Consider the following 16,293-nt stretch of genomic DNA (forward strand, 5'->3'; position numbering starts at 1 on the left):
GAACGCCTGCGACGTGCCCCGGTGAGGGGTGGCGCGTGAGGCGATGCTGTCCATCGGGTGCATCCAGGCGCAGAAGTGCCACACCGACAAGTGCCCCACCGGCATCGCCACCCAGAACCCGTGGCTGGCCCGCGGCGTCGACCCGGCGTCCAAGTCCACCCGGGCGGCCGTCTACCTGCGAGCCCTGCGCAAGGAGCTGATCAAGGTCTCCGGTGCCCTCGGCGTCGCCCACCCGGCGCTCATCACGCCCGACGACATCGAGATCATGAACGGCGACTACGAGGCCCGCACCCTGGGCGGCGTCTACGGCTACAAGGACGGCTGGGGCCGACTCGGCCCGCACCTCGCCGACCGGATCACAGCGCTGCTCACCTCCGCACCGGACGGCACCGGGACGCCCGCCCTCTGACGCGGTGGCGGCGACGGGCCCCGGTACGCCCGTCGCCGCGGCGGGAACCGATCCCTACTGACCGGTAGTCATCTCCCCCGGTACACCGGCGCATCCGACGGCAGGGAGAACACCTTGACACCGCAGACAGACGCGCAGCGCGCACCAGGCGGCCGGCACCGGGGGCCCGGGTCCGGCCTCGCCGCCTGGCTGACCGCCGCCATCGTCCTGGGAGGTTCGCTGGTGCTGCTCGTCGCGCTGCTCGGGACGGACGGCGGCGACATCGGGACCACGTCCTACCGCGCGGGCTACCAGGCGGGCAAGCAGTCCGGGAGGCAGGTCAGGCACACCGCCGAGGACGTCATGGCGGTGGGGCGGGCCTGCTCGGACCTGGCCGGAGAGTCCTTGCCGCAGGGGTGGTACGACGGCTGCTCGGATGCGCTGACCGGAAGTCCCGCCCAGAGGTGACACTGCCGCTCCCACGGCACGGGGCCCGCGCGACCGGATGCCCGCGCACACGATGGGTGCGCCCGGAGGTTCGAGAACCCGAACGCAGGAGTGATCCACGTGGCCCTGTTCACGGCTCTGGGCAGCGTTCAGGACTTCGGGCAGCACCCGTGCAGGCGAGGGAATCGAGCGTGGAGGCCCACGCAGCCACGGCTCGTTGAGGGCACGCGGTCGGCGGCCGGGCGGATGGCTCAGGTCAGGTGTTCTGCTTCTGCGGGTGCAACTCGACTGTGATGTGCGGGGCGAGCGCGTGCAGGAAGTCGGAGGCGTCGAAGATCTCCCCGGCGGAGACGACGCCGACGGTCCTGGTGCGGCCGGTCAGGACGCGGTCGGTGGCCTCGGCGACGAGGGGCGCGGTGACGGCGTAGATGTCCTGGCCGCCGGCCGTGGCCCGGCGCTCGGTTCCGCCGGAGCGGACGACGACGTCGACGAGGAAGGTCTGGTTCGAGCGCCCGCTCTCGTCGGCGGCGGTCGGGGCGGGTGTTTGAGGGGCAGCGACGTCTCGGGCCGCCTCGGCGCTCATGTAGGTGGTCACATCGGGGATGGAGAGATGCTGGGGGACGGTCACGACGTCCGCCATCGTGAACTCCCCGATCACCAGCCGGGGTCCCATCGGTTCCGGGAAGGTCCACTCCAGGGTGGGCGCGGCGTCGGTGCGGCGCTCCCACTGTCCGCCGCGGTAGCGCAGGCGGTGGTCGCCGCGTCGCTCGCGGGAGACCGCGCCGGAGAGCCGGGTGCCGGCCGTGGGGTGCCAGTTGCTGAGCGCGTAGGCGATGTGTGCCTCGTCGGCCTCGGTCCAGTCGCCCATCGCCGCGGTGGCCAGCAGGTCGCCGAGGCCGCCGAAGAAGGCCATGGCCGGGACGATCACCGCTCCCGCGTCCCGGGCCCGCTCGCCGTAGTGGGCGAATGTGTCGAGGTTGGCCTCGAGCTCGGCGGCCACGTCCAGGTAGGGGATCCTCGCGCGGAGCGCGGCCTCGATGACGGGGCCGGTGGTTGATGCGAAGGGGCCGGCGCAGTTGATGACCGCCGCCGTGCCCGCCAGGGCCCGGTCCAGCGAAGCCGGGTCCTCGGCCGACGCCGCCCGGGCCTCCAGTCCGTGTTCGTGGGCCATCTCCTCCAAGGTCTGTGCGTTGCGCCCGGACAGCACCGGGACGAACCCGCGCGCGGCCAGCTCCGCGACCACGAACCGCCCGGTGTGACCGTAGGCGCCGAACACCGTCACCAGCTGACCTGACCCCATGAGACTCTCCCGCTCTACTCGAACGCCCGCTGCGAGGTCGATCCGCTGCGGCCTGACATCCACATCCTGTCCCTCCGGCAGCGCCCCGTACGAGCGTCGGAAACGACATGCCGCGTACAGTTTCGGACATGGCTGCTGTTGCACTGGCCGTCACCGACGGCATGCTCCACTACGAACTGTCCGTGGCCGTCGAGGTCTTCGGAGCCGACCTGACCCACATCGTGGATCCCTGGTACGACTTCGCCCTCTGCGGGAGCGGGCCGGTGCACGTCGGCCGCTTCCGCCTGGACCCCGACCACGGGCTCGACCACCTCGTACACGCAGACACGGTGATCGTTCCCGGCTGGGCCGACACCGACCGCGACCCGCCCGCCGAACTGGTCGAGGCGGTGCGTGCCGCACACGCGGCCGGTGCCCGCGTGGCCTCCCTGTGCACGGGCGCCTTCATCCTGGGCGCGGCAGGACTGCTCGACGGGAGGCGCGCCACCACACACTGGGCCCACACGCGGGAACTGGCCCGGCGCCACCCGGCGGCCACCGTCGATCCGGACGTCCTCTACGTCGACAACGGCGACGTCCTCACCTCCGCGGGCAAAGCCGCCGCCATGGACCTGTGCCTGCACCTGGTCCGCCTCGACCACGGCTCGGCCAACGCCAACAAGATCGCCCGACGCCTGGTCGTCCCACCCCATCGCGACGGCGGCCAGGCCCAGTTCATCGCCACCCCCCTCCCCGCCCCGGGTAACCATCCCTTGGGCGAGCTCTTCCCCTGGGCGCTGGAGCGGCTGGACCAGCCGCTCACCGTCGAGGACCTGGCCCGCCAGGCCCGCATGAGCTCACGTCACCTCGGCCGCCACTTCAAGCACCTCACCGGCACCACGCCACTTCAATGGCTCCACACCCAGCGCATTCGCCACGCCCAGGAACTGCTGGAGACCACCGACGCCACCGTGGACACCATCGCCGCAGCCGCCGGCATGGGCACCGCCACCACCCTGCGCCGCCACTTCCACCGCAGCGTCGGCGTCCCACCCGACACATACCGCCGCACCTTCCGTCCCTAGACGAGCGCCAAGGCCCTGGCGGCGATCCGCGCGGCCCCGGCGGTGGGCGGGCGGTACGTCTTCGGCACCCGCGACCCGGGGGCGCGGGCGCGGGATGGCTTGCACCCGTCCGGCCCGTTCGACGTCGTCGACCACGCGGGCCGTCCGCTGCGGCTGATCCACCCGGTCGAGTCCGTCGCCGGCGGGGTGGTCACCCTCACCGAGACCACGGCAACCCGCGAGGGCGAGCCCCTGCGCACCGAACGGGCGCGTCTGCGGTTCCTGGACGCCGACGGGATCGGGGCTTTCCTCGCCGAGGCGGGCTTCACCGTCGACGGCTGGTACGGCGACGGGTGCGGGGCCCGCTGACCGCCACCGGCGAGAACATCGTCGTGGTGGCCCGCGCGGGCGGGTGCTGAGGCCCGGGCCGGACCCCGGCGGGTCAGCCGCGGGGCCGGGCCGCGGCCAGGGAGCGCAGCCGGGCGTGGACCGCCGCGGGCTCGGTGCCGGTCAGCGCCGCGACCACCGCCGGAGGCAGGCCGAGAACCAGGTGGAGCAGCAGGACGTCCTGCCGGGGGGCGGTGAGGTGGGCGACCGGGCGCAGCGGGCGAGGGCCGGCCAGCGCGCAGACCCGGCTGCGCAGGCTCTGCCAGGCGCAGGCGGCCGGGCTGGCGGCGGCCAGCACGTGGTGCCAGTGCCCGGCGAGTTCGCGGAAGGCGTCGCGGACGACGCCGCCGGCGTCGTCCGGGGTGAGCAGCAGGGCGGCGTAGCGCCGGTAGTTCTCGCGGCGCCGCGCGCGTTCCTGCCCAACGGGGCTGCCGCCAAGGCCGGGCTCACCCGCTCGATAGCCGATGCCGGGTGGGGGGGTGTTCCTGACGATCCTGCACGCCAAGGCTGAGAGCGCCGGACGGGAAGTGATCGCCGTGGACCCCCGCAACACCTCCCGCGAATGCCCCGACTGCGGGCACACCGCCGAGGAGAACCGACCCACACAGGAGAAGTTCCACTGCGTCAGCTGCGGCCACCAAGCGCACGCCGACACCGTGGGAACACGCAACGTTCTACGGGCCGGGCTGGTCCGTCGTCACGCCGACCAGGCGTAACGAGAAGCCCCCTGATCCATCCGGGGGAGAGTCACGTAGGTGGTCAGCAGGGCTTTGTGGAGGGGCGCTTCACCCTTGAGGACCAGGGCGAGGGTGTTAGAGGGCAGGCGGCTCCCCCGGGCGCGGGCCCGGCGGTCCAGTTCCTCCGGGGAGGGTCAGTCCGCTTTGCGGCGCATCTCGTGCATGGCCCGGCGCAGGTCGGCGAAGGAGTCGACGTGTTCCGGGTTGAGGCGCCGTGGTGCGCGGCGGCACTGTCCGCCGGACGTGCGCGGGACGTGGGCCCAGTAGTTGGCCTGGGTCCATTTCCTGCGGGCCGTTCTGAGGTCCGCGCCGCACTCGCGGGCGATGGCCTCGGTGACCTCCCAGCTCGGCAGGGACCGGCCGCCGGCGGCCCGCTGCAGGGTGGTGGGGTGGAAGTTCGTCCGGTCGGCGAGCTGACGGTAGGTCAGCTTGGCCCGGTCACGTTGCTCGCGCAGCCAGCAGGCCAGGCGGCGCAGTGCCGGTTCGCTCGCCGCGACCGGGTTCTCTCTGCGTCCCATCGCGGTCGGCGTTCTTCGCTCAGGCCCGCTCCCGCCGCAGCCGGAGTCCCACCAGCCAGCTGCCGCCCGCCAGTTCGAGCGCCGCGTCGGCCACCATCCCGGCCGCGACCAGGGCGGCGGCGAGGGCGATGACGACGACGATCACGATCGCTTCGGCGCGTCCTGGCAGCCAGGACGGGGCCGGGCGCGGCCCGTCGGCGGCCGGCGGCGGCGCAGCGGGCCGTGTTGGCGCATGGGCCCGCCCGGACGACAGAGACCGCCCGGCCGCGAGGTTCGAGCGGTCTCTCTGCGTTCGGGTATCGGGGCGCCGGGCGCCCGGGCCGCCGTGTCAGCCGCCGTCGGCGGTCGCCGGAGCGTCCGCTGTTCCGTCCGTCGCGCGGCGCCGGCGCAGTGCCAGTACCCCGCCCGCCGTCGCGGCGGCGAGCAGCGCCGACGTGCCCAGTGCCCAGGGCAGTACGGGACTGCCGTGTGCGGCCGGCGTGGCGGCCAGCGGCACGGCGGTCGGCCGGTCCGGCGCCGTGGGTGCCGCGCTCGGGGTGGCGTTCGCGCTCGGTGCCGGCGCCTCGGGCGCAGGCGACGACGGTGCCTCGGACGGTACGGGCGACGGCGGGTCGGCAGCCGGTTGTGGCACCGGAGTGCCGGTCTGCGTCGTGCGCGGTACGGGTGTCGTGGCCGCCGTCGTCCGCGGCTCCGGCTTACGCGTCGTGGCGCCGCCGGGTGCCGGGGTCGGGGCCTGGGCGGGGCTGCCGCCGGTGAACTCGAAGCTCACGCCGCCCATCTTGGTGCCCGTCACCATCGAGCAGGGCCCCTCCGGGTAGAGGTACGCGCCGAGTTCGTACACCCCGTCCGGGCTGCCGGCGGGCATCGAGAGGGTCTCGTGCAGCACGTGGTCACCGCGGGTCAGTCCGCCGAACTCGACACGGTTGGAGTTCCAGGTGCCGAGGTTGCCGGGCTGGAGGGCCGGCTTCCAGGTGAACGAGAAGCGGTGCGCGGGGCCACCGTCCACGCTCAGCTGCACCGACGGCGCGGGCCCCGGTGTGTAGCCGCCCTGCTGCCGGGTGGGGACGACCGCCACCTCGAACGCCGTGGCACTCTGGTCGGGAGCGTCGAGGTGCAGGGTGTTGTCGGTCTCGCGGGAACCGCCCGTGCGGACCTTGGGGACCGCGCCGTACACCCCGTCGATCCGGTAGGTCCCGGACGTCATCGTCGTACAGACGTCCGCATGGGCCACGCCGGCGCCGGTCACCTGGGACAGGGGTATCGCAAGGGCCAGGATCAGGCCACGTCTCGTCATGGCCCCGCATCCTAGGGGTGCCGGGTCGGGCCGCAGCACACGGGTGTCCGGCGGACCGACCCGGCGGACCGAGCGCAGACCCTCACCACCGTCGCCGGGCCCGCCGACGGCGCCTGGTCACGGGTGCGCCGGGCCGTCTCCCCTGCCGTTCTGCAGTACACCGTGGACTTCCTGGAGGCCCGTTCCCCGACGTCGAGAACCTGCACGCCGAGATCGCCGAGCTGGTCGGCCCGAAGGCGGCGCCGAGCACCTGCTGTCCGCCGACCTGCCGGACCTCGGCGACGACGGTGACACCCGCCCCCGAGCCACCCGTCGGCGATCGACCGTTCGGCAGGGGGGTGTTCGGGCGCCGCCCGGTACAGGTGTGGTCGATCCTGGTACGGGCGACCGGGCCAGGTCGCCCCCGCCGACGCAGGAGCGAGAAGGATGACCGGAACCCGCCCCGAGGCCTCGGACCCGCTGCCCGCGACGGAACGGGTGCGCCTGGCCGTCTACCGCGGATTCGCACGGACCGGCCGCGCCCCGGGTGTGCCGGAACTCGCCGCGCTCAATGCCCTCACCCCGGACGGGGTACGCCGGGAGCTCCGCGCGCTGCACAACAGCCATGACCTGGTACTGGACCCGCGGGACGGCGATCGGATCGTGATGGCCCATCCGTTCGCGTCCGTGCCGCTCGGCTTCTCCGTCATGGGGGCCCGCACGCTGTGGTGGGGAGGCTGCGCCTGGGACTCGTTCGCCATGCCCCACCTCCTGCGGGACGAGACCGACGTCCTGGTCGCCACCCGCTGTCCGGCCTGCGACACCCCGCACGCCTGGGTGGTCGGCCGGCAGGCGCCTCCGCCCGGCGACCAGGTGGCGCACTTCCTCGTCCCCATGCACCGGGTCTGGGACGACGTGGTCCGCACCTGCGGCAACCAGCGCCTGTTCTGCTCCACCGACTGCGTCGGCAGCTGGCTGCGCCGCACCGGCCAGGAGCGCGGCTACGTGATGGACCTGGCCACCCTGTGGCACTTCGCCTCCGACTGGTACACCGGCCGCCTGGACGCGGGCTACACCCGCCGTGACCCCGCCGCGGCAGGCGCCTACTTCACGCAGATCGGCCTGCACGGATCCTTCTGGGGCTGCCCGACCGAGGGACCGGCACCGGCCGCCTCCCGTAGGGCGGCCCACCGGGCCGGGATCGGAGGCCGGCGGAGCCCCGCCCGCGCGAGCCGGACCGCCGTGGGCAGCGGCCGGGCCGGTGCGGCGGAGAGGGCAGGATTCGAACCTGCGCGGGCCCTCGCGGACCCTGCTCGGCCATTGCCGGCCAGGCACCCGATGAACCGCTCCGGGCACCTCTCCCAGTCCTGGGAGCCCGCCTCCGGGGCTCCCTTGGTGTCCCCTCAGCCTGCCGTACCGGCCTGACCGGACGCTGACCCGATCCTGACCCGGCCGCCTCGGCTCCCGCGGGCCCTCGGGGTCGAGGAGTCGGCCGCCCGCATCATGACGGCCGTCGCGCCACGGCCTACCTTCTGTGCGGGCTCCTGCGGGATCCGCCCGTCTCCGGTGGTCGGGCGGCAACCGAGTCCCGGCACGGTGCGGCACCGGGCCGCCGACAGCACCTCAGGAGGATGTGCATGGCCGTCACGGCGCGTGGGAAGGTCACCCGGCTCCGCTGCCGGCCGGGGGTCGGCGTCGTGGCCGTCGGCCTGTCGGGTGTCGGGGCGGTGCCCGCGCAGAGCACCGGGATCACCGGTTCCGCTGCGCTCTCGGTACCGGCCGGGGCCGCATCCGCAGCGCAGGACATCCAACTGGATTCCTGGATGGAGCAGTTGCAGGGAACGATCGGGGACCGGCCGCTCGACCGGGTCGCCATGCCGGGCAGCCACGACGCCGGGACCGCGGCGGGCAGCGGTGTCTGCGAGCCGGGCGACACCGCGAGCACGGCCAGGATCAACCGTTCGGCTGGAGCACCGTCCACCGGCGCGTCGCCCGACCTGCGAGCGGGCCCCGCCTGCGGCGTCAGGAAGCCGGGGCCGCGCCCGCCGCGCCCGCGCGCCGGGTACGGCGGTACGCACCGGGGCTGACGCCCTGCCACCGGACGAAGGCGTGCCCCAGCGCCGCCGCCCCGCTCAGCCCCACCGCGCGGGCGACCCGGTCGGTGGTCAGGTCCGTGGTCTCCAGGAGGAGCCTGGCCCGGGTGTGCCGGGCCTCGTCCAGCAGCACCCGCCAGGAGGTGCCGTGTTCGCGCAGCACCCGCCGCAGCGCCCGCCCGCCCATCCGCGAGGTGGCCTGGGCGTCGGCGAACCCCACCCCCTCCAGCGGCACACCGGCCAGCCACCGCCGCAGCCGCTGCGGGACGGCGTCCGGCCCGGTCAGGTCCGCCAGCAGCCGGTCCGCGTAGGCGCGTTGCAGCGACGCCAGGCCCTGGTCCACCACCGCCCGGCGCAGTTCCAGCTCGGCCGTCGGCACGGTCAGCGCGTTGTCCGCCGCCCCGAACGCCACGGGACAGCCCAGCACCCGCTCGTAGCCCAGCCGCTCGCTCCCGCACGGATGGGTGAAGGTGACCCCGGCGGGCGTCCAGGCCGGCCCGGCCAGCCAGCGCGCGGCGCTCACCATCCCCACCACCACGGCCTCCACCTGCTGCGGGCGCATGGCGCCGGGCGCGACGGTGGGTCGGTACACCACCCGCGACAGGGTCCTGCCGCGCACCAGCTCGATCTCGCCGGCCTCGCTCACCAGCCGGTGGTAGCGGACCGCGGCCTCGGCGGCCTCACCCAGCGTGGCGCAGCCGAGCACGACATGGCCCAGGACGTCCAGGGCCGCCGGCCGCAGGTCCGCCCCCACCAGCAGCCCGGCCGCGGGATCCCCCGACGCGCCGAATTGCCCTGTGTCGACTCGCCGAGTCTCGAATACTCCCAGGCTGCGGTGGAGCGGATGGCTCAGGAACGCGAGAAGCTCTCGTCCCAAATCACAGACCTCATCAACACCCGCGACGCGCTGGACGCGGCCATGGCCCGCGCCCTGGCCGGACGGCCGCAGGAACAGCGGACTCACGGACTCGTGTGGCTGTGACAGGCGACGAGACTCCCGCCCGGACAAGTCGGCCACTGCGCCCGCGTGCGGGCCGACGGCCCCCGGTAGCCGCCACCGGGCTTCAGGTCCGCGACGACGCTCTGCGCTTCCACATCCGGTTGTTTACTGATTTCCAAGTCCGGGGCGGTCGGTGCCACGAAGCAGCTGCTGGCGAAGCAGGTCGTCACCGACGGCTTCACGAGGCTGTGGCACATGGAACGGCTGGATTCGAGCGTCGAGTACGCCCGTGTGCCTGCCGTGGTTCCAGGACCTGTTCACCGCCGACGAGATCGAGTCGGCCGGGCGCCGGCCGCTTCTGCACGAATTCCCTTTGCACGTCAAGGACCTGACGCCTCCGCAGTGGCACCTGGAGCTGATCTCGGGCTCGCAACGGCGCACCCTAGGAGGACGGTGCAGGGCCGGGCGAGCTGCTGGACGGTCCGTCACGAGCCGTCGGCTACGGGAAGACGGTCCAGGCGCTGGACGCCTGGTGCACCGGCCTGCGGAAGGCGCTGGCGAAGGGCGCGGTGCTTCCGACCGCGGCCGAGGCGTTCGGCGAGTTCGGCGAGTTCGGCGACCACCACTTCCACACGGCCGTCGTCCACACCTCCGGGTCCAGGCCGGTTCACAGCGCCACGCTCTGCGTCCCGGCCCCCCACGCCATCCCTGCTGGAAGGCGAGGAGCCGCTGATGATCGTGGCCGTCGGCCTGGTGGTGCCCGGAGAGCAGGTCGAGGTCGAGATCGCTGATCTCGGCCAGTTCGCGCCGCAGTCCCGCGTCCCGCTGGAGGTCCAATTCGCCGACGCCGACGGCACCTGCTGGTACCGCGACGACCGCAGCCGGCTCTACCGGCGCACCACCATCATCTGAGCGGCCAACCCCCTGCCGGGCCGGGGCGGGTTGGCGACGTCGCGATGAGCCCGGCGATCCGGGCGCTCGACGTGCCGCCCTCGCACTTCACGTGCCCGGGGCTGACACCCAGGCGCAGTCCGCCCTACGCCATGACGCAGCGGCATCGAAGTGTCGGATGGGTGACTCTGGCTGGAACTGTGGGGCGAGCTGGCCGGTTTCGGCTCTTCACTCTCTCGACTCTGGATGTGAACATGACAATGGCACATGCCCTTCGGAAGGAGATCGATATGAGCAAGGTTCTCGGCGGACGCTGGGCGGTTCGTGGGATTGGCGTCATCAGCGCCGTTCTCCTGGCCGCGACCGGGGTGGCGGCCACCCCCGCCACAGCCATGCCCGCCGGCCCGGCCCTGAGCGGCGGAATCAACCCGCACGACGTCTCCGCGACTGACATCTTCATCCTGCAGATGGACGGAACCTCCGTCGAGTTCCTGCGCGAGGTCAGCGGGCTGGATCCCGCGGACCACCGGGTGACGCTGGTGCGTACCGAATTCCACAGCCCTGCGGTCGACCGGTGGATCGACGACGCGATGGCGGGACGCGAGGGGCGCCTCAAGAACATCACCGTCGGAGTTCCCGACTCCTCCGGCCACATCATCAAGCGGTACAACTTCGGAGGCGCATTCGTGGAGCGAATCGACCTGCACCCCGGCTCGCAGTCGGACACGCTCACCGTCAGGTACTTCACGCTGAACGTCGGCTGACCTCCGCGTTTCGGTCCGCGTCGGCTGATCTGGGACGGCCCTTGCCACGGAGGTTGCGGGGCCGCCGTCAGGCGGTGGGCGTGCCGAGGACCCGGCGCGGCCGGGTGCCCCCGGGTCCTCGGGGCGTGGCGGTCAGGGGCGGATTCGCCTGTCAGGTTGCCGGTCCGGGCAGTGCCGCCAGGCGGCTGAACGCCGCGGTCGGTTCGTGGCGCCAGGGCCGGCTTCTTCAGCACGGGGATGAACTGCGGGCTGTCGGCGGCCTGCCCCTCGGTCAGGACGGCCGCCAGCGGGCGGCCTTTCGCTCGCCGGCGACGTGGACCTGCCGGTCTGCCCGCCCCTGGAGCGCCGGAGCAGGGGGCCTTCAGACGGAGCTTGCGTCGATGTCGGACACCTCGCCGCTCGTCCCGTTCCGGGTCTTCTGCGGCATCCTGCCCGTCTTGCTCCTCCGGTCCTTCCCCGCCCGCTCGGCCGCCTTCTCCGGGCCGGCGAGCGGATGTCGTGCCGCCTTGGGCCCGCGCCGCGGGTGAGGCTTCCGCCTCGCAGACAACAGGGGGGATGTCGTTCAGATGCAGGACCCGGGCCAGTGCGAGTCCGCCGAGCCCGGCGCCGATGATGGCCACGGGGTGCATCGTGCCTCCTTCGTGAGCGGGGGCGGCGTGCTCCGCCGACCCATTTGGCGCACCGCTCCAAAGTAGAACCATAGACTCAGATGGTGCAACGCTCCAATTTGGTCGGGCGATCCAATTTGGCTCGTCGCTCCAAATGTGTCATCTTTGGGGCATGCCAACACGAGCACGCCAGACTCAACGGCGTAACCAGGTGCTATCCCGGGAGCAGATCATCGCCACCGCGATCGACCTTCTCGACACCGGTGGCGAGGGGGCCCTGACCGTCCGGGCGATGACCGATCGCCTGACCACCGGGTCAGGGGCGATCTACTACCACGTCGGCAACCGGGACGAGCTTATGGACACGGCGACGGAAACCGTCATCACCGCCGCCCTGGCCGCCCGGCCCGGCGGGGCCGAGGCGACACCCGAGGACGAGATCCGCGCGGTCGCCCTGGCCCTGTTCGACGCCATCGCCGAGCACCACTGGCTCGCCACACGGCTGACCCTCCAGATCATCCGCAACCCCGTCGGCCCGGTGACGGTGGGAATCTTCGAAAGGCTCGGCCAGCAGGTCGGCGCCCTGGGCGTCCCGCAGGCCCGCTGGTTCTCCGCGGCCTCGACGCTCGTCCACTACATCCTCGGCGCGGTCAGCCAGAACGCCCGCATCGAGGACGCCGCCTCGGGCGTCGACCCCGAGGCGGACCGCGAGGAGTTCCTCGAAGCGACCTCGCAGGCGTGGCAGGACCTCGATGCCGAGACCTACCCGTTCATGCACGCCATCGTCGGCCAGATCAGGGAGCACGACGACCGCGAGCAGTTCCTCACCGGCATCGCCGTCGTTCTCGACGGCCTCACCCACCTGCGTTGACCCTCCGTATCCGGCCGGGTCCGCCGATCGATCATTCCTTGAAGGGAAACCTCTCATGCATGACGTCATAGTCGCGGGCGGCGGCCCTGTCGGCCTGTTCCTGGCTGGTGAACTGGCCCTGGCCGGCTGCTCGGTCCTGGTCCTTGAGCGGGACCAGGGACTCTCCTCGCCCCTGAATACGCTCCCGCTCGGGATGCGGGGTCTGAACGCCGGCTCGGCCGAGACGTTCCACCGCCGCGGCCTGTTGGACGCGATGCTGGACGCCTCCGGCGCCGACGCGAAGGAGGTCGGCGCGCACCCCGACGCAGTCGAGGCACCCGTTCCCCGCGACGTGTCCCACTTCGCGGGCATGGGCCTGGACGCGGGCGGCATCGACGCGTCCGCACTGCCGTTCAGGCTGCCCAGCCCGGCGATGGAAGGGTTCATGACGAGCCTGGAAGCCGTCTCCACGGTGCTGGCCGAGCGGGCCGCCACACTCGGAGTGGAAGTCATCCGGGGCGTTCCGGTCACCGCCGTGGCGCAGGACGACGACGGCGTCACCACCACCGCCGGCGGGCAGGAGTACCGGGGACGCTGGCTGGTGGGCTGCGACGGCGGGCGCAGCGCCGTGCGTGAACTCGTCGGCTTCGACTTCGTCGGCACCGACCCGCAGTTCACCGGGTACGTCGCCAAGGTCACCTTCGCCGACCCCAAGCAGCTGTCGTTCGGCTTCAACCTGACGCCGAACGGGATGTACCTGCGTACGCCCTGGGGGTACCTGGGCATGAACGACTTCGACGACGGCGCCTTCGACCGTTCCCAGCCACTGACCCGCGAGCACCTTCAGGCGGTCCTGCGCCGCATCTCCGACACCGACGTGACGCTGACCGGCGTCGAACTGGCCTCCAGCTTCACCGACCGCGCGATGCAGGTCAGCAGCTACCGGATGGGCCGCGTCCTGCTCGCCGGTGACGCCGCGCACATCCACTCGCCCCTCGGCGGCCCGGGTCTCAACCTCGGCATCGGCGACGCCGTCAACCTCGGCTGGAAGCTCGCCGCCACCGTCCACGGCACCGCACCCGCCGGCCTGCTCGACACCTACACCGACGAGCGCCACCCCGTCGGGGCCGCCGTCCTCGACTGGTCCCGCGCCCAGGTCGCCACCATGAAGCCGGGCCCCAACGCACCCGCCCTGCGCAAGCTCATCCTCGACCTGGTGAGCACCCCCGACGGCGTCACCCACGTGTACCGGCAGACCTCGGGGCTGTTCAACCGCTACGACCTTGGCAGCGAACAGCCGATCGTCGGCCGCAGCGCCCCCGACTTCCGCTTCACCGGCGGCACGCGCCTCGGCGAACTGCTGCGCCGAGGCCAGGGCGTGCTCCTCGACTTCACCCTCGACCGCGCGCTCCAGACCGCGGCCGAGGGCTGGCACGGCCGGGTCCGCTACGCGGCCGGACCGGTACACAACGACCTCGGACTCGCCGCCGTGTTCATCCGACCGGACGGCACCGTGGCGTGGGCCGACCACCACGCCGACCCCGAAGCATTCCAGCGAGCCGCGACCCGCTGGCTGGGCGACCCGCGCAGCTAGGTCCTGAGGCGCCGGCACGGGGCGGACTCCTTCCGTGGTGACCGGGGTGGTCGACGCGACCGTGCGACCGCCGTTCGTCGGGGGTCGCGCGCTCGTCGGGGGCTGAGCCGGGGAAGAAGCGAATCCCGCCCCAACCGCCTCCCGCACCGTCCCGTCGCCCTGGGAGAGCTCGGTGACGTCCCGTCGGCGGTCGACCGGGACGCGAGGACGTCCGTTGGCGACGACCCCGAATGATCGATGTTCACCGTCCATTGGCTACGAGCGCACGATCTGTCGATCGCGGCGCAGAGGTGCACATGTCCAAGCTGAAGATCATCGTGGGGACCACGCGCCCGACCAGGGCGGCCGACAGGGTGGCACCATGGGTGGCATCCGTCGCCGCCGCCCACGAACGCTTCGAGGTCGAGGTGCTGGACCTGCGGGACTGGCCGCTGCCGTTCTTCTCCGAGCACTTCGGCACCATCGGCGACATCCACGACCCGACGTACTCCGAGCCGGTCGTGAAGGCGTGGAACGCGAAGATCAAGGACGCGGATGCCTGCGTCGTCGTGACGGGCGAGTACAACCACAGCGTCCCGGGCGTCCTGAAGAACGCCATCGACTCGGTCTGGGTATCCAACGCGTTCCGCAACAAGCCGGTCGCCGTCGTCGGCTACAGCGCCGGCATCGGCGGCGGTACCCGGGCGATCGAGCACCTCGCCCAGATCATGGTGGAGGCGGAGGCCGTGCCGCTTCGCAACACGGTCGTGATCCCGTTCGTCGACGACGCGTTCGATGACGCGGGCCGACCCACCAGCCCACTGACGAGCGCGGGACTCGCTGTCGCACTCGACGACCTGGCCTGGTGGTCGGCCGCACTGGAGCAGGCCCGTGCGGCCGGCGAGCTGCCGCCGGGCCGGGCCCGGCTGCGTGCCGCGATGCTCGACGCGGAATCCCGCAGGCGTTGAGTCGTCGCGAAGCGCGGTGCCGGTGAAACCCCGGACGTGTAGAAGGCTCTGGGGGCCTGGCCCGAGCCGTGCGCGGAAGGCGCACCACCGTGATCGGGGTGACCGGTCCGGCCGACAAGACCAGCACGAAGTACCGTGCTGGCGCGGGTACTTGCCACACGGACGGGGACCGTCGCGATACCAGGGTCGACCTTCACCGGCAGCGGCCACCCGACCGGCGCTGACCAGCCTCGACGGGGAATCTCCGGAGCAGTGGTCGGAGCGTCCCGGAGGACCGGGCGGCCATTCCCTCCGAGTCATCAAGAGCAACACCCGATCAGCCACATCCGGTCCTCCCGGACCGTCCCACATACCCAAGGACACACGATGCACGACACCCCCCAGCAAGCCCACGAGACCGACGTCCTCGTCATCGGCGGCGGACCGGTCGGACTCGTCAGCTCCCTGCTGCTGTCCGACCTCGGCATCGCCCACGTCGTTGTGGAACGCCGCGACGGCACCTCGCGCCTGCCCAAGGCCCACTACCTCAACTCGCGCAGCATGGAGATCCTCGACTCGGTCGGCATGGCCGAGGAGATCTACGAAGCCGGGGCCAGCCAGGCCGGCGGCCTCGCCTGGTACACGACCCTCGCCCCCGAGGGGGAGATGGTGATGCGCCAGGACGGCTTCGGCAGCGGCGCGCTGGCGCACGCATACGCCCGCGACAGCGCACACATCAGCGGGAACCTGCCGCAAAAGCATCTTGAGCCGCGGCTACGCCGGGCCGCGGAGAAGAAGAACCCCGGGAACGTACGTTTCCAGCACGAGGTCATCTCTCTCACCCACGACACGGACGGTGTCACCGCCGTCGTCCGCTCCGCCGCGGGCGAGAGCGAGATCCGCGCCCGCTACGCGCTCGCGGCCGACGGCGGCCGCACGGTGGCCGCCGCGGCCGGCATCGCCATGTCCGGACTTCCCCCACTCGGACGCGCGGTCGCCCTCCACTTCGCCGCCGACCTGTCGCACGCGCTGCGCAAGGACGACGACTCATGGATCCGCCTGATCAATCGCGTCACCGACGACGGGACAATGCTGGAGGTCGCGCTGGTGGCGATGGGGCCGACCAACTGAAACCGGCACTGCGAGGAGTGGGTACTCAACGTCATCGGCCCGGCCGACGACGCATCGACGGCCGCCGACATCGACCACGCCACGGCGATCGCAACGATCCGCGAGGTCCTGGGCCTTCCCGAGCTCGACGTGGAGATGCTCGGATCCGGTGGATGGACGATCGAGAGCGTTCTGGCCGACCGATACCGCACCGGACCGGTGTTCCTGGTCGGGGATGCGGCTCACCGCTTTCCCCCGACCGGCGGGCTCGGGCTGAACACCGGGATCGCCGACGCCCACAACCTCGCCTGGAAACTCGCCGCCGTGCTCCAGGACGCCGCAGCCGAGGCCCTGCTGGACAGCTACGAGCGCGAACGACGTCCAGTGGCCGTCCGCAACATCGAATGGGCCATGTTGAGCGCCC

General features: G+C 72.4%; 17 protein-coding genes, 1 tRNA gene and 5 pseudogenes. 14 read left to right on the forward strand and 9 right to left on the reverse strand.

What is annotated here, in order from left to right:
* Positions 1-28 precede the first annotated feature (28 nt).
* Together OG871_RS01210 and OG871_RS01215 are read left to right on the forward strand one after the other, a co-directional pair.
* Positions 29-409, forward strand: a pseudogene (locus OG871_RS01210) (glutamate synthase-related protein); the annotation flags it as partial.
* 114 nt (positions 410-523) lie between these two features.
* Positions 524-856, forward strand: coding sequence for a hypothetical protein (locus OG871_RS01215; protein ID WP_371493639.1), 333 nt, complete (start codon positions 524-526; stop codon positions 854-856).
* Positions 857-1,091: 235 nt separating this feature from the next.
* Here the strand turns inward: OG871_RS01215 and OG871_RS01220 are convergent, their stop codons facing one another.
* On the reverse strand, positions 1,092-2,135 hold the full coding sequence (locus OG871_RS01220) for a trans-acting enoyl reductase family protein (protein WP_371493640.1): 1,044 nt from the start codon (positions 2,133-2,135) through the stop codon (positions 1,092-1,094).
* Positions 2,136-2,263: 128 nt separating this feature from the next.
* On the opposite strand from OG871_RS01220, the gene OG871_RS01225 reads away from it, so the two are divergent.
* Together OG871_RS01225 and OG871_RS01230 are read left to right on the forward strand one after the other, a co-directional pair.
* Complete coding sequence (locus tag OG871_RS01225) at positions 2,264-3,199, forward strand: helix-turn-helix domain-containing protein (protein WP_371493641.1); 936 nt, start codon at positions 2,264-2,266, stop codon at positions 3,197-3,199.
* Positions 3,200-3,298: 99 nt separating this feature from the next.
* Positions 3,299-3,547 (forward strand): hypothetical protein, encoded by a 249-nt coding sequence (locus tag OG871_RS01230; RefSeq protein ID WP_371493642.1) that lies wholly within the window; start codon positions 3,299-3,301, stop codon positions 3,545-3,547.
* A 73-nt stretch (positions 3,548-3,620) separates the two neighbouring features.
* On the opposite strand, the gene OG871_RS01235 is transcribed toward OG871_RS01230, so the two are convergent.
* On the reverse strand, positions 3,621-3,863 hold the full coding sequence (locus OG871_RS01235; protein ID WP_371493643.1) for a hypothetical protein: 243 nt from the start codon (positions 3,861-3,863) through the stop codon (positions 3,621-3,623).
* A gap of 105 nt (positions 3,864-3,968) precedes the next feature.
* Between OG871_RS01235 and OG871_RS01240 the strand changes: the two are divergent.
* A pseudogene (locus OG871_RS01240) lies at positions 3,969-4,281 on the forward strand (zinc ribbon domain-containing protein); the annotation flags it as partial.
* Between the two features lie 155 nt (positions 4,282-4,436).
* On the opposite strand, the gene OG871_RS01245 reads toward OG871_RS01240, so the two are convergent.
* The 3 genes from OG871_RS01245 to OG871_RS01255 all read right to left on the reverse strand — a co-directional run bounded on the left by OG871_RS01245 (position 4,437) and on the right by OG871_RS01255 (position 6,114).
* On the reverse strand, positions 4,437-4,820 hold the full coding sequence (locus OG871_RS01245; protein ID WP_371493644.1) for a helix-turn-helix domain-containing protein: 384 nt from the start codon (positions 4,818-4,820) through the stop codon (positions 4,437-4,439).
* A 19-nt stretch (positions 4,821-4,839) separates the two neighbouring features.
* Entirely contained in the window at positions 4,840-4,965 is a 126-nt protein-coding gene (locus OG871_RS01250; protein WP_371493645.1) for a hypothetical protein, read from the reverse strand.
* A gap of 183 nt (positions 4,966-5,148) precedes the next feature.
* Positions 5,149-6,114, reverse strand: coding sequence for a hypothetical protein (locus OG871_RS01255; protein WP_371493646.1), 966 nt, complete (start codon positions 6,112-6,114; stop codon positions 5,149-5,151).
* Between the two features lie 645 nt (positions 6,115-6,759).
* On the opposite strand from OG871_RS01255, the pseudogene merB reads away from it, so the two are divergent.
* Positions 6,760-7,131, forward strand: a pseudogene (merB, locus tag OG871_RS01260) (organomercurial lyase); the annotation flags it as partial.
* Between the two features lie 229 nt (positions 7,132-7,360).
* On the opposite strand, the gene OG871_RS01265 reads toward merB, so the two are convergent.
* A tRNA-OTHER gene (locus OG871_RS01265) sits at positions 7,361-7,455 on the reverse strand.
* A 275-nt stretch (positions 7,456-7,730) separates the two neighbouring features.
* On the opposite strand from OG871_RS01265, the gene OG871_RS01270 reads away from it, so the two are divergent.
* On the forward strand, positions 7,731-8,180 hold the full coding sequence (locus OG871_RS01270; protein ID WP_371493647.1) for a hypothetical protein: 450 nt from the start codon (positions 7,731-7,733) through the stop codon (positions 8,178-8,180).
* Here the strand turns inward: OG871_RS01270 and OG871_RS01275 are convergent.
* The gene (locus tag OG871_RS01275) at positions 8,116-9,063 is read right to left on the reverse strand and encodes an AraC family transcriptional regulator ligand-binding domain-containing protein (RefSeq protein ID WP_371493648.1); all 948 of its coding nucleotides are present in this window, start codon (positions 9,061-9,063) and stop codon (positions 8,116-8,118) included. The two genes, OG871_RS01270 and OG871_RS01275, sit on opposite strands and share 65 nt — an antisense overlap.
* Between OG871_RS01275 and OG871_RS01280 the strand changes: the two genes are divergently transcribed.
* Positions 9,031-9,168 carry a hypothetical protein gene (locus tag OG871_RS01280; RefSeq protein ID WP_371503528.1) on the forward strand — a complete coding sequence of 46 codons (138 nt, stop codon included), beginning with the start codon at positions 9,031-9,033 and terminating at the stop codon, positions 9,166-9,168. The genes OG871_RS01275 and OG871_RS01280 overlap by 33 nt on opposite strands.
* A 443-nt stretch (positions 9,169-9,611) precedes the next feature.
* On the opposite strand, the gene OG871_RS01285 is transcribed toward OG871_RS01280, so the two are convergent.
* Positions 9,612-9,773, reverse strand: a complete 162-nt coding sequence (locus tag OG871_RS01285) for a hypothetical protein (RefSeq protein WP_371493649.1) — start codon at positions 9,771-9,773, stop codon at positions 9,612-9,614.
* A gap of 85 nt (positions 9,774-9,858) precedes the next feature.
* Between OG871_RS01285 and OG871_RS01290 the strand changes: the two genes are divergently transcribed.
* The gene (locus OG871_RS01290; RefSeq protein WP_371493650.1) at positions 9,859-10,038 is read left to right on the forward strand and encodes a hypothetical protein; all 180 of its coding nucleotides are present in this window, start codon (positions 9,859-9,861) and stop codon (positions 10,036-10,038) included.
* A 269-nt stretch (positions 10,039-10,307) separates the two neighbouring features.
* Positions 10,308-10,781, forward strand: a complete 474-nt coding sequence (locus OG871_RS01295; RefSeq protein ID WP_371503529.1) for a hypothetical protein — start codon at positions 10,308-10,310, stop codon at positions 10,779-10,781.
* Between the two features lie 500 nt (positions 10,782-11,281).
* On the opposite strand, the pseudogene OG871_RS01300 reads toward OG871_RS01295, so the two are convergent.
* Positions 11,282-11,410 (reverse strand): annotated as a pseudogene (locus OG871_RS01300) (FAD-dependent monooxygenase); the annotation flags it as partial.
* A gap of 151 nt (positions 11,411-11,561) precedes the next feature.
* Between OG871_RS01300 and OG871_RS01305 the strand changes: the two are divergent.
* From OG871_RS01305 to OG871_RS01320, 4 genes and pseudogenes are all read left to right on the forward strand, one after another.
* The gene (locus OG871_RS01305) at positions 11,562-12,260 is read left to right on the forward strand and encodes a TetR/AcrR family transcriptional regulator (protein WP_371493651.1); all 699 of its coding nucleotides are present in this window, start codon (positions 11,562-11,564) and stop codon (positions 12,258-12,260) included.
* Positions 12,261-12,315: 55 nt separating this feature from the next.
* Positions 12,316-13,833, forward strand: a complete 1,518-nt coding sequence (locus OG871_RS01310) for an FAD-dependent oxidoreductase (protein WP_371493652.1) — start codon at positions 12,316-12,318, stop codon at positions 13,831-13,833.
* Positions 13,834-14,129: 296 nt separating this feature from the next.
* Positions 14,130-14,780 carry an NADPH-dependent FMN reductase gene (locus OG871_RS01315; protein WP_371493653.1) on the forward strand — a complete coding sequence of 217 codons (651 nt, stop codon included), beginning with the start codon at positions 14,130-14,132 and terminating at the stop codon, positions 14,778-14,780.
* Positions 14,781-15,146: 366 nt separating this feature from the next.
* Positions 15,147-16,265 (forward strand): annotated as a pseudogene (locus tag OG871_RS01320) (FAD-dependent monooxygenase); the annotation flags it as partial.
* Positions 16,266-16,293 lie beyond the last annotated feature (28 nt).

This window comes from Kitasatospora sp. NBC_00374, from assembly GCF_041434935.1.
Taxonomy (GTDB): domain Bacteria; phylum Actinomycetota; class Actinomycetes; order Streptomycetales; family Streptomycetaceae; genus Kitasatospora.